13 protein-coding genes are annotated in these 13,040 nt (G+C 69.7%); 6 read left to right on the top strand and 7 right to left on the bottom strand.

Annotated elements, in window-relative coordinates; genetic code table 11:
* Positions 1-28 precede the first annotated feature (28 nt).
* A complete protein-coding gene (locus PKE75_RS08555; protein ID WP_271168286.1) occupies positions 29-772 on the top strand; it encodes a TlyA family RNA methyltransferase in 744 nt (247 codons plus the stop codon).
* Entirely contained in the window at positions 765-1,997 is a 1,233-nt protein-coding gene (locus PKE75_RS08550) for a class I SAM-dependent RNA methyltransferase (RefSeq protein ID WP_271168285.1), read from the top strand. The genes PKE75_RS08555 and PKE75_RS08550 overlap by 8 nt, the downstream gene beginning before the upstream one ends.
* Before the next feature lie 34 nt (positions 1,998-2,031).
* On the opposite strand, the gene PKE75_RS08545 is transcribed toward PKE75_RS08550, so the two are convergent.
* Genes PKE75_RS08545 through PKE75_RS08530 form a run of 4 tightly spaced genes read right to left on the bottom strand, consistent with a single transcriptional unit; the run spans position 2,032 to position 6,211 of the window.
* Positions 2,032-2,643, bottom strand: a complete 612-nt coding sequence (locus tag PKE75_RS08545) for an ABC-type transport auxiliary lipoprotein family protein (protein ID WP_271168284.1) — start codon at positions 2,641-2,643, stop codon at positions 2,032-2,034.
* Positions 2,640-4,220 carry an MlaD family protein gene (locus PKE75_RS08540; RefSeq protein WP_271168283.1) on the bottom strand — a complete coding sequence of 527 codons (1,581 nt, stop codon included), beginning with the start codon at positions 4,218-4,220 and terminating at the stop codon, positions 2,640-2,642. Before PKE75_RS08540 ends, PKE75_RS08545 begins: the two co-directional genes overlap by 4 nt.
* A 19-nt stretch (positions 4,221-4,239) precedes the next feature.
* Positions 4,240-5,064, bottom strand: a complete 825-nt coding sequence (locus tag PKE75_RS08535) for an ABC transporter ATP-binding protein (RefSeq protein ID WP_428979121.1) — start codon at positions 5,062-5,064, stop codon at positions 4,240-4,242.
* Position 5,065: 1 nt separating this feature from the next.
* Entirely contained in the window at positions 5,066-6,211 is a 1,146-nt protein-coding gene (locus PKE75_RS08530; protein WP_271168282.1) for an ABC transporter permease, read from the bottom strand.
* Between the two features lie 113 nt (positions 6,212-6,324).
* Between PKE75_RS08530 and dgcN the strand changes: the two genes are divergently transcribed.
* From dgcN to PKE75_RS08515, 3 genes are all read left to right on the top strand, one after another.
* Positions 6,325-7,332 carry an N-acetyltransferase DgcN gene (gene dgcN, locus PKE75_RS08525; protein WP_271168281.1) on the top strand — a complete coding sequence of 336 codons (1,008 nt, stop codon included), beginning with the start codon at positions 6,325-6,327 and terminating at the stop codon, positions 7,330-7,332.
* Positions 7,333-7,342: 10 nt separating this feature from the next.
* The gene (gene dgcA / locus PKE75_RS08520) at positions 7,343-8,332 is read left to right on the top strand and encodes an N-acetyl-D-Glu racemase DgcA (RefSeq protein WP_271168280.1); all 990 of its coding nucleotides are present in this window, start codon (positions 7,343-7,345) and stop codon (positions 8,330-8,332) included.
* A gap of 109 nt (positions 8,333-8,441) precedes the next feature.
* Positions 8,442-9,071 (top strand): hypothetical protein, encoded by a 630-nt coding sequence (locus PKE75_RS08515; RefSeq protein WP_271168550.1) that lies wholly within the window; start codon positions 8,442-8,444, stop codon positions 9,069-9,071.
* 19 nt (positions 9,072-9,090) lie between these two features.
* On the opposite strand, the gene PKE75_RS08510 is transcribed toward PKE75_RS08515, so the two are convergent.
* Together PKE75_RS08510 and PKE75_RS08505 are read right to left on the bottom strand one after the other, a co-directional pair.
* The gene (locus PKE75_RS08510) at positions 9,091-10,140 is read right to left on the bottom strand and encodes a glycosyltransferase family 4 protein (protein WP_271168279.1); all 1,050 of its coding nucleotides are present in this window, start codon (positions 10,138-10,140) and stop codon (positions 9,091-9,093) included.
* Between the two features lie 32 nt (positions 10,141-10,172).
* The gene (locus PKE75_RS08505) at positions 10,173-10,979 is read right to left on the bottom strand and encodes a UDP-2,3-diacylglucosamine diphosphatase (protein ID WP_271168278.1); all 807 of its coding nucleotides are present in this window, start codon (positions 10,977-10,979) and stop codon (positions 10,173-10,175) included.
* A 226-nt stretch (positions 10,980-11,205) separates the two neighbouring features.
* Between PKE75_RS08505 and PKE75_RS08500 the strand changes: the two genes are divergently transcribed.
* Positions 11,206-11,676, top strand: a complete 471-nt coding sequence (locus tag PKE75_RS08500) for a DUF2852 domain-containing protein (RefSeq protein WP_271168277.1) — start codon at positions 11,206-11,208, stop codon at positions 11,674-11,676.
* A 68-nt stretch (positions 11,677-11,744) separates the two neighbouring features.
* Here PKE75_RS08500 and PKE75_RS08495 read toward each other — a convergent pair whose 3' ends face one another.
* Positions 11,745-13,007, bottom strand: a complete 1,263-nt coding sequence (locus PKE75_RS08495) for an OmpP1/FadL family transporter (protein ID WP_271168276.1) — start codon at positions 13,005-13,007, stop codon at positions 11,745-11,747.
* Between the last annotated feature and the right edge of the window lie 33 nt (positions 13,008-13,040).

Genomic DNA, 13,040 nt, shown 5'->3' with positions numbered 1-13,040 from the left:
GGATTGCCACTCACCGAGAACCGTTCAAATGTCCCCACCCCGCCGCCGCGCGGATCTGCTGCTCGTCGAGCGCGGTTTTTTCGAAAGCCGCGCGAGGGCGCAGGCCGCCATCACCGCCGGCCTCGTCAGCGCGGATGGCGCTCCGGTCGCGCGCGCCTCCGACGCGCTGCGGCCCGACGCCGTGATCGCGGCGTCGGCGGCCCACCCCTTCGTGTCTCGCGGAGGCGTGAAGCTCGCCTTCGCGCTCGACCATTTCGCGATCGAGGTGAGCGGCCTCCATGCGCTCGATGTCGGCGCCTCCACCGGAGGCTTCACCGATGCGTTGCTGGCCCGGGGCGCCGCGCATGTCACGGCGGTCGACGTCGGCCGGGGTCAGCTTCACCCCCGCCTCCAAAACGACGCACGGGTCCTGTCGCTCGAGGCGACGGACATCCGGCGGCTGTCGCCCGGGGCTCTGCCCCACCCGCCCCGGATTATCGTGGTCGACGTGAGCTTCGCCCCCCTCGCGGTCGTGCTGCCGCCCGCCCTCGCGTTCGCGGCGCCTGGCGCCACCTTGGTCGCATTGGTGAAGCCCCAGTTCGAGGCGGGGCGGCGCGACATCGGCAAGGGCGGCGTCGTGAAGGATGAGGCGGTGCGCGCCCGCGTCGTGGAGGCGGCCGGAGCGCTGATAACAACGCTCGGCTTCACCGTGCTTGGCGTCGCGCAGTCGCCGATCGCCGGCGGCGACGGCAATGTCGAATTCCTCATAGCCGCGCGGCGCGCCGATGGCTGAGCTGCTGCGGATTTCCGAACTCGGCCACCGCGGCGACGGCGTCGCGGACGGCCCCCTCTATGTCGGGCGCACTCTCGCGGGCGAGCTCGTGGAGGCCGAACGGCTCGGCGGGGACCGCGCGCGGCTGCTCCGCGTGGTCGAGCCGTCGCCCGACCGGGTCGCCGCCTATTGCCCGGAAGTCGGCCGCTGCGGCGGCTGCGCCACGCAGGAGCTCGCGCAAGCCGCAGCGCTTGAATGGAAGCGCGGCCTGCTGATCGCAGCCTTCCAGCGCGAAGGACTGGAGGTCGCCGACCGCGTCGACCCCTGCATCGACGCCCACGGCGCCGGACGGCGGCGCGCCACCTTCCACGCCCGCTTCGAGGCCGACGGACGGTTGGCGGTCGGCTTCGCCGAAGCGCGCGCCCACACCATCGTCCCGATCCGGGTCTGTCCCCTGCTCGCCCCGCAGCTCGGCGGCGCGCTGACGGCGGCGCGCGCCATCGCCGAGGCGCTGAAGGGGAAACGCAAGCCGCTCGACCTCGTGGCGTCCGCCACGGCGACCGGACTCGACCTCGACGTCCGCGGGACCGGGCCGCTGCCGGAACCGCTGCTGCTGAAGCTGGTGGATCTCGCCGGACGGCTCGATCTCGCGCGCCTGTCGATCCATGGCGACGTCGTCGTCGAGCGCCGCCGCCCGCTGCTTTCCGTCGGCCGGGCGAGAGTCACGCCGCCGCCGGGCGGGTTCCTGCAGGCGACGGTTCTGGGCGAGGAGACGCTCGCCCGTCTCGTGCAGGCCGCGATAGGGCGGACGAAGCGGGTCGCCGATCTGTTCTGCGGCGCCGGCGCGTTCGCTCTTCGGCTGGCCGAGACGGCGGAGGTGTTCGCAGCCGACGCCGACCGGCCCGCAGTCGAGGCGTTGTCGGCCGCGGCGCGTTCGGCCTCCGGCCTCAAGCGCGTTCAGGCAGAGGCGCGCGATCTGTTCCGCCGCCCGATGACCGCGGCCGAACTTGCCCGCTTCGACGCCGTGACCTTCGATCCGCCGCGCGCCGGCGCCGAGCTTCAGGCGCGGGCGATCGCCGCCTCGAAGGTCCGCCGGGTGGTCGCCGTCTCCTGCAACGCCGCGACGCTCGCTCGCGACGCCGCGATCCTGACGCGCGGCGGCTACGTCCTGGAGCGGATCACGCCGGTCGACCAGTTCCGCCATTCCGCCCATGTCGAGGCGGTCGCCGTGTTCGGGCGAAGATAGCCGGGCCTCGGACCTAGGGAGGGCCCCGGAGCGCTTAAGCCCCGTTTCCCGTCCAGGCCACGAGCCGGGCCAGCACCTCGGCCAGCGCTTCGTTGAGCGCCCGGGTCGCCGTCGGGCCGTCGAGCGGACCGGCGAGCGCGCGGCGGGCGGAGAACACCTGCCCCGAGACGATCTTGCCGGTCTTGTCGTTGACGATCTTCGCGGTCAGCTCCACGCTCGCCTGGCCCGTGGCGGCGTCGATCTCGAAGGCGCGGAGCTCGCTCACCAGCTGATAGTCGACCGAGAGCCGGTCGCCCGGACGGCCGACCGCGCGCAGCCGGTTCGAGTTCTCATAAGCTTCGATGATCTTGGACTGGACCAGCTTGGGCAGGCGATCCGACCATTGCGCGTTCGGCAGGTAGGTCACCGTGCCGGCGTCGGGCTTCACGACGACCCGCTGGCCGTCGAGCACCGCGACCGCGACCGGCTCCGCCACCACCAGCGTGCCGCGCACGCCGCCGGCGCCGGGCAGGCGCGCCGGCGCCGTGAGATCGAAGGTGCTGGGCGGCGTGCCTCCTCCGCAGCCCGCGAGCGCAAAGGCGGCCGCCGCGACGACGGCGAGAAGGACCGTTCGAGGCGCCTTGACCATGCTGCGATCCTTGCTCATCGGCCGCGATACTCCGGGACGCCGCCATCGCTGCCGAACAGGAACTGGCGGGGGTTCCTCTTGAGATCCTGAAGCACGCTGTCGAGGTTGTTCAGCGTGCGCCGGCCGTCGGAGACGAAGCCCTGGAGGTCGCGAACGCCGGAGTTCGACAGCTTGTTGACGCCCGCAGTGATCTCGGCGGTCCGGCCGTCGAGCTTGAGCGCGAGCTCGCGGATCGCCTGGCTGGTCTTCTGGAAGTCCGCTACCGCGCCTTGCGCCTGCCCGCCGCCGACGAGCTTGCGGGCGTCGTCGATCAGGCCGTCCAGCTTGGCGGCGGTGCCGTTCAGGCGCTCGGAGATGCTGCGGGCGTCGGCGACGATCTGGTCGACGTTCTCGGAGTTCCGGCCGAGCGCCTCGGAAAAGCGGTTCACGTTGTCGATGGTCGAGCGGACCTTGTCGCCGTCGACCGCGGAGACCGCGCGGTCGATGCTCGCAACGGCGCGGTTGATCGTCGGGCCGTCGATCGAGGTCGCTAGGCCGGTGAAGCCGTCGACCGCGCGGTTGATCTTCTCGGGATCGATCGCCGCGATCGTGCGGTTGGCGTTGCGAGAGGCTTCCTCGACCGAGGAGATCGTGCTCGAGACCTTGGCCGGATCGATCGACTGGAGCACCGCGGTGAAGCGGTCGACGGACGCGTTGACCTTGGACGGATCGACCGCGGCGACGACCGACTGGACCTGCTTCAGCACGTCGTCGACGCGCTGGCCGGAGCCGCGCAACTGCTCGGCGAGAGCCGCGACGTCGCCCAGCGCCTTCTCGACCTTCGGCCCGGCCTTCTTGAGATTGTCGGTGAAGGCGACGGCGTTTGTCATTGTCTGGTCGACCTTATTCACGTCGACCGCGCGCACGAGATTCTGCACGTCGGTGACGAGCGGCACCAGATTGTCGGCGAGGTTGCCGATCTGGCGCGCCGCGACGCCCGTGCTCTGCATGAAGGTCTTGAGGTCGTCGGAGTTCGCCGACAGCGCCGCCGTGAACTGCTCGACGTTCTGCAGGGAGCGCTCGACCGAGCCGCGGCTGTTGCCGACCAGGCCCTGGATGTCGCCGAAGGTCGTCTGCGCCTGCTGCAGCACGGTGCGCGCGCCCTCGAGGATGTCCTGGAACGCCGAGCCTTCAGCGATCAGCACCGGCGCGTTGTTCGGATCGCCGCTCTCGGTGGTGACGAGCGGCAGCGGCGGCGAGGTCTGCGCGCCGCCGGTCAGCTGGATCACGGCGCCGCCCGTCAGGCCCGTCATCTCGAGCCGGGCGCGGGTGTCGGTGCGCACCGGCGTGTTCTTGAACACCTCGACGCGCGCGACGACCTTCGCCGGATCCTGCGGGTCGAAGTTGAGATTGGTCACGTCGCCGACGCGGATGCCGTTGAACAGCACGCCGGATCCTGGCGTGAGGCCGGAGACGGCGCCCTGGAACTGCACGCGGTAGATCGCCCGCTCCCGGTTCGCGCCGGCGGAGGTGAACCACCAGACGAAGCCGAAGGCGGCCGCCAGCACCAGCAGCGTGAAGGCGCCCACAAGGACGTGGTTTGCGCGGGTCTCCATGGTCTATCCGATCCCCGCCTCAGGCCGCTGTTGCGCCGATGCCGGCCGCGCGGGCCCGCTCGCCACGAAAATATTCTTTCATCCAGGGATCGTCATTCTTGACCATCTCGGACATCGGTCCGATCGCGAGCACCTTGCCGCCCTTCAGCGCAGCGATGCGATCGCACGCCGTGGTCAGCGTGTCGAGATCGTGGGTGACGAGGTAGACGGTCAGCCCCAGGGCGTCCTTCAGCGTCATGATCAGCCGGTCGAAGGCGTTGGCGCCGATCGGGTCGAGCCCCGCCGTCGGCTCGTCGAGGAACACGATATCGGGATCGAGCGCGAGCGCCCGGGCGAGCGCCGCACGCTTGATCATGCCGCCGGAGAGCTCCGAGGGAAAACGATCGCCGGCCTCCGGCTTCAGGCCGACGAGGTCGATCTTCACGCGCGCGATCTCCTCGCGGAGCTTCGGGCTGAGATTGGTGTGCTCCCGCAACGGCATCTCGATGTTCTGCCGCACAGTCAGCGAGGAGAACAGCGCGCCCTGCTGGAACAGCACGCCCCACCGCCGCTCGACCGCGAGCCTGTCGGCGGCGGACGCCGCGTCGAGGTCGACGCCGAACACCTCGACCGTGCCTGCGCGCTTCGGCGTCAGGCCGATGATGGCGCGCAGCGACACCGACTTGCCGGTGCCGGACGGACCGACCACGCCGAGGATTTCGCCCTTGCGGACGTCCATGTCCATGCCGTCGATGACGTTGCGCTCACCGAAGCCGACGACGAGGTCGCGAACCTTGATGACGAGTTCCGGCTCGTCGCCAGCGCCGCGGTCCGTCGTTGCGGCGGGGGGGGTCACGTCCGCCACGTCAGATCCCCATAGCCGCGAACAGCATGGCGAACAGACCGTCCATCACGATCACCACGAAGATCGACTTCACGACGGAGGACGTGGTCCGCGCGCCGAGCGATTCGGCGGAGCCCTCCACTTTCATGCCCTCGGTGCAGGCGATCAGGCCGATGATCACCGCCATGAACGGCGCCTTGACGATGCCGACGAAGAAGGTCTGCAGGCTGAGCGCGTCCTTCAGCCGTTGGAGAAAGGTGATCGGCGTGATGTCGCCGTAGATCCACGCGACCAGGCCGCCGCCGAGCAGCGCCGCCATCGCCGCGATGAACGACAGCAACGGCATCGCGATCACCAGCGCGACGAGCCGCGGCATCGCCAGAACCTCGATCGGATCGAGGCCCATGGTCTTCAGGGCGTCGATCTCCTCGCGCATCTTCATCGAGCCGATCTCGGCCGTGAACGCCGAGCCCGAGCGGCCGGCGACCATGATGGCGGTGAGCAGCACCCCGAGCTCGCGCAGCACGAGGATGCCGAGCAGATCGACGACGAACAGGGTCGCGCCGAAATTCTTGAGCTGGAAGATCGACTGCTGCGCGACGATCGCGCCGACGAGGAACGAGATCAGGGCGATGATCGGCACCGCGCGCAGGCCGACGCGCTCCAGGTGGCTCACGGTCGAGGTGAACCGGAAGCGCCATGGCGTGAGCGAGAGCCTCGCGGTCACCATCACCACGGCGCCGAGGAAGCCGACGCCTCGCTTGACGTCGGCGCCGATCTCGATGACCCCGCCGCCGATGTCGGCAAGCAGCGTGACGGGACCGGACTCGTTACGGCTCGGGGGCGGCGGCTCCTTGCCGCGCTCGCCGAGCGCCTCCATCAGGCGCGCCTGCTGCGGCCGGGCGCCGTGGCTTTCGAACTTCGCGCCCGCGCTCTCGGCGGCCGCCTTCAGCCGCTCGATCAGCAGCGCCCCGACGGTGTCCATGCGGGAGATCTCGGCGAGATCGATCGCAACCGTCTTGCCCGAGGCCGATCTGAAATCGATGACGTCGATCTTGTGCTGGAGCCGGTCGCCGGCTTCGGCGGTCCATTCCCCGAGCGGCGTCACGACGAGGCCCTCATCGAAGGTCTCGACTTTCAGGTCGGCGACGTCGTCCTCAACCTGCACCTGAAATTCGTCCGTATTTTCCAGCGCGCCGGCTGTCTTGCCGATGCGCGTCCTGCTCGTAATACTCAGCGGCGTCGCGGTCTGTCGAGGCGGCCGCCCCTCGGGAGACGCGCTTGGAGATCACGAAGCCCTACCTGTTGTTTCTGGGCGACGCCAAGGATGCACTCGCGGCGAAGACCGCCGCCGGCGTCGTGGACTGGCGACGCGACTGGTGCGTCGGCCAGATTCGGCTGCCTGGATGCCAGGCGGATGTCGGCCTGCCCGATCTCGATCTCGCCGAAGGGCTGGCGAACGGCGCCAAGACGCTGGTGATCGGCGTCGTGAACCCCGGAGGAACGCTGCCCGAGCACTGGGTCGATGCGATCGTCGAGGCGGTCGAGGCCGGCCTCGACGTCGCGAACGGCCTGCACACGAAGCTCGGCGACATTCCCCGGATCGCCGCGGCGGCCGAGGCGCATGGCCGCAAGCTGTTCGACGTCCGCCACTCGACGGAACGGTTCCGCACCGGCTCCGGCGTGAAGCGGCCGGGACGCCGCCTGCTGACGGTCGGGACCGACTGCGCGGTCGGCAAGAAATATGCGGCGCTTGCGCTCGAAGCCGAGATGACGGGCCGCGGACTCGACGCCGAATTCCGCGCGACCGGGCAGACCGGCGTGCTGATCGCCGGCCGCGGCGTGGCGATCGACGCCGTGGTCGCAGACTTCATCTCGGGAGCTGCCGAATGGCTGACGCCCTCGGCCCCCGCCGACCATTGGGACGTCGTGGAGGGCCAGGGCTCGCTGTTCCATCCCTCCTTCGCCGGCGTCACGCTCGGCCTGCTGCACGGCGCGCAGCCGGACGCCTTCGTCGTCTGCCATGAGCCAACCCGAAAGACGATGCGGAACGTGACGCATGCCCTGCCAACCATCGGGCAGGTGATCGACGCGACCGTCGCCGCGGGGCGGCTGACCAATCCGGACATCCGCTGCGTCGGGATTTCGATCAATACGGTCGCGCTCGAGGAGGGGCCGGCGCTCGCCGCTCTCGACGCGGCCGCCGGCGCGTACGGCTTGCCCGCCTGCGATCCTGTCCGCTTCGGGGTCGCGGCGATTGTCGACCGGCTGCTGGCGGAGTTTCCGTGAGGGCTGGCGCATGACGGTGACGCTGACCTCCCGCATCGAGCATTGGCCGGTCGCCGGCGCATTCTCGATCGCCCGCGGCTCGGTCACCGAAGTGGTGACCGTGGTCGCCGAACTCGTCGACGGCGCGCATCGGGGCCGTGGCGAGTGCCGGCCCTATCCACGCTACGGCGAGACGCCCGAAGGCGTGAAGGCGGAAATCGACGCTTTGGGCGAGGCGATCGCCGCCGGGCTCGACCGGGCTCGTCTGCAGTCGCGCCTCCATCCCGGCGCCGCCCGCAACGCCCTCGACTGCGCGCTGTGGGATCTCGAGGCGAAGCGCGCAGGCGTAAGCGTGGCGGCGCTCTGCGGACTGCCCGAGCCGGCTCCGCTCGTCACCGCCTACACGCTCAGCCTCGGAAGCCCGGACTCGATGGGCGCCGCCGCGCGCGGGGCCGCCGGCCGCCCCTTGCTCAAGGTCAAACTCGGCGGCGGCGATGGGCTCGACCCCGCGCGGATCGCCGCGGTGCGGGCGGGCGCCCCGGACGCCGAGCTGATCGTCGACGCCAACGAAGGCTGGACCGGCGACGCGCTCATGGAGAATCTCGCGGCCTGCGCGGCGGCGCGCGTCACGCTGGTGGAGCAGCCGCTCCCCGCGGGCGACGACGAGGCGCTCCGCCTGATCGAGCGGCCGATCCCGGTCTGCGCGGACGAGAGCGCCCACGACCGAGCGAGCCTCGCCAGTCTGGTCGGCCGCTACGACGCGATCAACATCAAGCTCGACAAGACCGGCGGCCTCACCGAGGCGCTGGCGCTCGCGAGCGACGCCCGCGCGGCGGGCCTGACGATCATGGTCGGCTGCATGCTGGCGTCTTCGCTCGCCATGGCGCCCGCAGTGCTTCTGGCGCAAGGGGCGGCCGTGGTCGACCTCGATGGCCCGCTGTTGCTCGCCCGGGACCGGGAGCACGGCATTCGCTACGACGGCAGCCTGCTGCACCCGCCGGACGCAGCCCTTTGGGGATGACCGGCGGTCGACCCGTTTCGGCTGGCCGATGACGGGGAATCCCCCCTAAAATGTAGCGTCCTGATTCCGCTAGGAACTGACGGATCGGGGCGCATGGACGTTGCGATCGATGAGCCTCCCCGTCCCGCCTTTCCCCGATGACTACGAAGCGATCGCCGACGCCGTCATGGAGACGGAGCGAGGTCGCTGGTTCCTCGCTGAATACGCCCGGCGCAACCGCGCGGCCGACACGGGCGCCGTCCTCGACGCGCTGAACGAGCTGGAGCGCCGGCTTTCCCACGACCGCGCGGTCGAGCGGGAGACGATGGAGCTTTCCGAGCTCATGCGCGGCGTCTCGACCCGCGCGGCCCTGATCCGCGAGGAACTCGAGGACGCCAAGGGAGACCGCCATGTCGATCGCGCGCTGCGCCATCTCGACCGCCTCGACAGGCTGGTCGCGCTCGCCGTCGGCGAAACGCCGGTCCCGTGGCCGGGGCGGATGGCGGCTCCGGAACCTGCCGAGCCTGAATCTGAGCCTGAGCCGTCTTGCGACCCTGCTTCGTTCGAGAGCGGAGACTTCGGCGTCTTCGAGGAGCTGAACGATATCATCGTGGCCGAGGACGCGCCCGTGCTGGCGCTCGAGGCCGAGCCGCCCGTCCAGGATGCGGCGCCCTGCCCCCGCCCGCACCAGCCGGCGGCCTGGACGCCCGGCCTGCTGGAAAGCCTGTCGGAGGCGGAGAAGGCGATCCTGTTCGCCTGACAGGCGTTCACCCAGCGTCCTAGGGCGTCGGCTCTCCGCCCCTGGGCTCCGCGCCCTCGGCGCGTCGTCGCGTCACAGTCCGGACGTTCTCGACGAACAGGCGGGTCGGCTCGTCCCAGCCATGCTTGAGGGCGAGCGCCCGCGGGATCTCCCGCGGGATGTCGAGAGCCGCAAGCGCGGCGCGGCGGAGGTCCTCGTCAAGCACGCCCGCCTCCGAGCCCTGCAGGATGTCCGCCGGGCCCCCGACGGGAAACGCCGCCACCGGCAACCCGCTCGCAAGCGCCTCCAGGATCACGATGCCGAAGGTGTCGGTGCGGCTCGGGAACACGAAGACGTCGGCCGAAGCGTAGGCGTCGACCAGCCGGTCGCCCTCGAGCGCGCCGGCGAACAGCACGTCGGGAAAGGCCGCCTCGAGCGCCGTCCGCGCCGGACCGTCGCCGACGATGACCTTGGACCCGGGCAGGTCGAGCGAGAGGAAGGCCTCGAGGTTCTTCTCCGTCGCGACGCGCCCGACGAAGAGAAACACCGGGCGCGGCCTGCCGAAGACGTCGGCGCCGGGTCTCGGCCGAAAGCGGTCCGCGTCGACGCCCCTCGTCCATCGCAGCAGACGCCGGAAGCCGCGGGCGGCGAGTTCGTCGGCGAGCGACTGCGTGGCCACCATCGCGCCGTCGCCGGCGTTGTGAAACCACCTCAGCCAGGCGTAAGTCAGCCATTCCGGGATGGGGACCCGCCGCCTGACATATTCGGGAAACCGGGTGTGGTAGCTCGTGGTGAACGACCGCCCGGCGCGCAGGCAGGCCCTCCGTGCCGCAAGCCCGAGCGGGCCCTCGGTCGAGATATGGACATGATCGACCGCGGCGGCGTCGATGATGCGGCCAACCTGCGACGCGCCCACGATCGCGAGCCGGATCTCGGGATAGGTCGGCAGCGGAACTGTCCGAAAACCCTCCGTCGTCAGCAGCGTGATCTCGGCGCCGAATTTCGGGGCGCCGAGGACGATCTGTTCGATGGTGCGCACCACGCCGTTGACCTGCGGCCGCCACGTATCGGTGACGACCAGCACGCGCATCGGACGCCCCGCGCCGTTTCCCGCCGCGGCGGTCACGCTGCTGCGTGCAGGCCGGACGCCGGCTCCGGTTCGGGGCGGGCGACGGGCCGGCTCTCGCCCCAACGGATCAGGCGCAGGCTGCCGTCGAAATCCTCGGCGATCGCGGTGCAGCTCTCGACCCAGTCGCCTGTGTTCACATAGGCGACGCCGTTCATGTCCTGGATCGCCGCGTGATGGATGTGCCCGCAGATCACGCCGTCGACGCGGTGCTTGTGCGCCTCGGCTGAAAGTATCTCCTCGAACCGGCCGATGAAGTTGACCGCGTTCTTGACCTTGAGCTTGGCCCAGGCCGACAGCGACCAGTAGCTGAGGCCGAGCCTGCGCCGGAGCGCGTTGAGATGGGTGTTCAGCGTCAACGCGGTCTCGTAGGCCCAGTCTCCGAGAAAGGCGAGCCACTTGGCGTGCCGGACCACCATGTCGAAAAAGTCGCCGTGGATCACGAGGAACCGTCGGCCGTCGGCCGTCTCGTGGATCGCGGTCTCCGCGACCTCGATGCCGCCGAAGTGAGAGCCGTAATATCTGCGAAGGAACTCGTCGTGGTTGCCGGGAATATAGACGATCTTGGAGCCGTGGCGGGCCTTGCGCAGCAGTTTCTGGACGACGTCGTTGTGGGTCTGGGGCCAGTACCACGTCTGCTTCAGCCGCCAGCCGTCGATGATGTCGCCGACGAGATAGATGACCTCGGCGTCATGGGCGCGCAGGAAGCCGAGCAGCATCTCGGCCTGGCAGCCCTTTGTGCCCAGATGGACGTCCGAGATGAAAAGGGTCCGGAAACGTCGCGTCACGGGCTCTTCGGACATCATTCTGTTTTGCATCCTCTGCGTCCGCCCGCGGTTAATCTCGATTCGTCTCACGCATATGACATGGGCGCCTGCGGCTTAGGCGCCCAATGGAAATGGGGCGCAGCGGGTTCATCGCCAGCATTGCTCGTCTCGCCGCTTGAATGAGAATCCCCGCATCGCCAAATCCACCGTAAGCGATTACCGCCGGCGATCGGGTCGGGCGGCCGAGTTTCAGGAGACTGCGATGACCTCGAACCCTTTTGCGGATGACGCGGCGACCGCGGCCATCCCCGGCGTGCCTCACCGCTGGACCGCGCTCACCGTCGCCCTGACCGCGATCGGCTTCGTGGTGTTCTGGCCGCTCGGCCTCGCCATGGTCGCCTATGTGCTGTGGGGCGAGAAGATTTCGGCCTGGGCGCGAGGCTCCGGCGGCGCGGTGTCGAAGTTCAGGCAGGCGGCGGACGATTTCGGGCGGAACTTCCGCACTGAATTTCCGCCGAAGGGCTTCGGTCTCGGCGCCGGGCCGACCGGCAACGCCGCCTTCGACGATTGGCGGGATGCGGAGCTCGCGCGGCTCGCCGAGGAGCGTCGCAAGATCGACGAAACGGTCGCCGCCTTCGAGGCGCACATGCGCGCGGAGCGCGGGGCCTATGACGCCACCCGGCAGCGCGAGGAGTTCGAGCGCTTCATGTCCGGCCGCGGGCACGGCGTCTGACGCCTTGTAAAAAAAGGGGCCGGCCTCCCCCGAAGCCGGCCCCATCCGGAAGCCAGCGCTGCGGCGCGTCAGTCTTTCGTGACGAGCGCCGCCGGCGCAGGGCCGCCGAAGGTGTACCGCACCGACGCGGAGACCAGATGGACATGGGACTTGGCGTCCGCGTTGTAGCCTATGGACTGACCAGGGAACGCGTCAGGATCGCCCGGGTTGATCTGGATCTTCGATTTGCCGGGCACGAAGACGTATGTGTAGCCGAGGTCGAAGCTCAGGCGGTCGCTGTACTTGTATGAGCCGCCCGCCGAGAGCCACCAGCGGTCGTCGTCCGGCAGACGGTTGGTCCGGTTCTTGTCGTTGACCGGCGAAAGCTCGTAGCCGACGCCGGTCCTCAGCGTCAGGTCGGGCCGGAACGCGTACTCCACGCCGCCCGAGAAGAACCAGCCGTCGTCATAGTTGAACGGCAGCGAGGTGATCGTCCCGCCGCCGGACTTGTTCTTCACCTTGACCTTGTCGAGACGGCTCCAGTTGGTCCACTCGACCCCGCCGAGAAGCGTGAGGTCTTGCGTCACCCGCTGGCGGACGCCCACCGAGACGGTCTCCGGGAGCGGCACCTTGCCCTTGACCTTGAAGTCGGGGCCTGGGGTGTAGAGATCGCCCGAGACGTTGTGCGTGATCGCCGAACGATAGCCGACGCCGACGCTGCCGCCTTCCCACGGCGCCACGGTGAAGCCCGCCGTAAAGCCGACGCCGACGTCGTCCGCCTTCAGCGTCGAAGTGGCCGCGGTCGGCGCAAGGCCCGTCGCCTGCTTCAGGCGGATGTCGAAGTACTCCACCTGGACGCCGGCGGCGATCGAGAACCAGTCGTTGACCTTGTAACCGATGGTCGGCGTCGCGTTGATCGAACGCACCCGCGAGGAGCGGGCGTACAGCTGGCCGCCCCAATCGCTGTGCGGATCGGTCGCGAGACCGAACGGCGTGGTGATCGAGAGACCGATCGCGACCTTGTCGTTGATTCGGTAGGCGTTGTAGCCGGAGGCCACGACCGCGTTCTTGCCGATGTTCCCGCCGTCGCCGAACGCGTCGAAGAACGGCCCGCCGACGTCGACCTTCGAGGTCGGGAGGATTCCGGTGACGTGCTGCTCGCCCTGGAAGACCTCGACCTGATTCACGACGGCCGGATTCCAGAACATGCCGGAGATCGAGTCGCCGCCGCCCGCCGCCATGCCGGCGAAGGACACGCCCTGGCCGGTGGCGCTCTGCTCGCGAAGCGCGAACGCGCCCGCGACCGCTGCGGTGGAGGCCCCGGCGACTGCGAGCGCTACCGCCGCCGCCATGAGTAGTGACGAACGATGCCCCAGCCTCGTGAC

The sequence above is a fragment of the Hansschlegelia plantiphila genome, from assembly GCF_027922265.1.
Classification (GTDB): domain Bacteria; phylum Pseudomonadota; class Alphaproteobacteria; order Rhizobiales; family Methylopilaceae; genus Methylopila; species Methylopila plantiphila.
Note: the sequence above shows the minus strand (reverse complement) of the source record. Positions and strands in the feature narration are given on the sequence as shown.

Excerpts from the sequence above, each read along its gene's own strand:
- PKE75_RS08555 (WP_271168286.1), top strand. The coding sequence starts at position 29 with ATGTCCCCACCCCGCCGCCGCGCGGATCTGCTGCTCGTCGAGCGCGGT.
- PKE75_RS08550 (WP_271168285.1), top strand. The coding sequence starts at position 765 with ATGGCTGAGCTGCTGCGGATTTCCGAACTCGGCCACCGCGGCGACGGC.
- PKE75_RS08545 (WP_271168284.1), bottom strand. The coding sequence starts at position 2,643 with ATGAGCAAGGATCGCAGCATGGTCAAGGCGCCTCGAACGGTCCTTCTC.
- PKE75_RS08540 (WP_271168283.1), bottom strand. The coding sequence starts at position 4,220 with ATGGAGACCCGCGCAAACCACGTCCTTGTGGGCGCCTTCACGCTGCTG.
- dgcA (WP_271168280.1), top strand. The coding sequence starts at position 7,343 with ATGACGGTGACGCTGACCTCCCGCATCGAGCATTGGCCGGTCGCCGGC.
- PKE75_RS08515 (WP_271168550.1), top strand. The coding sequence starts at position 8,442 with ATGAGCCTCCCCGTCCCGCCTTTCCCCGATGACTACGAAGCGATCGCC.
- PKE75_RS08510 (WP_271168279.1), bottom strand. The coding sequence starts at position 10,140 with ATGCGCGTGCTGGTCGTCACCGATACGTGGCGGCCGCAGGTCAACGGC.
- PKE75_RS08505 (WP_271168278.1), bottom strand. The coding sequence starts at position 10,979 with ATGTCCGAAGAGCCCGTGACGCGACGTTTCCGGACCCTTTTCATCTCG.
- PKE75_RS08500 (WP_271168277.1), top strand. The coding sequence starts at position 11,206 with ATGACCTCGAACCCTTTTGCGGATGACGCGGCGACCGCGGCCATCCCC.
- PKE75_RS08495 (WP_271168276.1), bottom strand. The coding sequence starts at position 13,007 with ATGGCGGCGGCGGTAGCGCTCGCAGTCGCCGGGGCCTCCACCGCAGCG.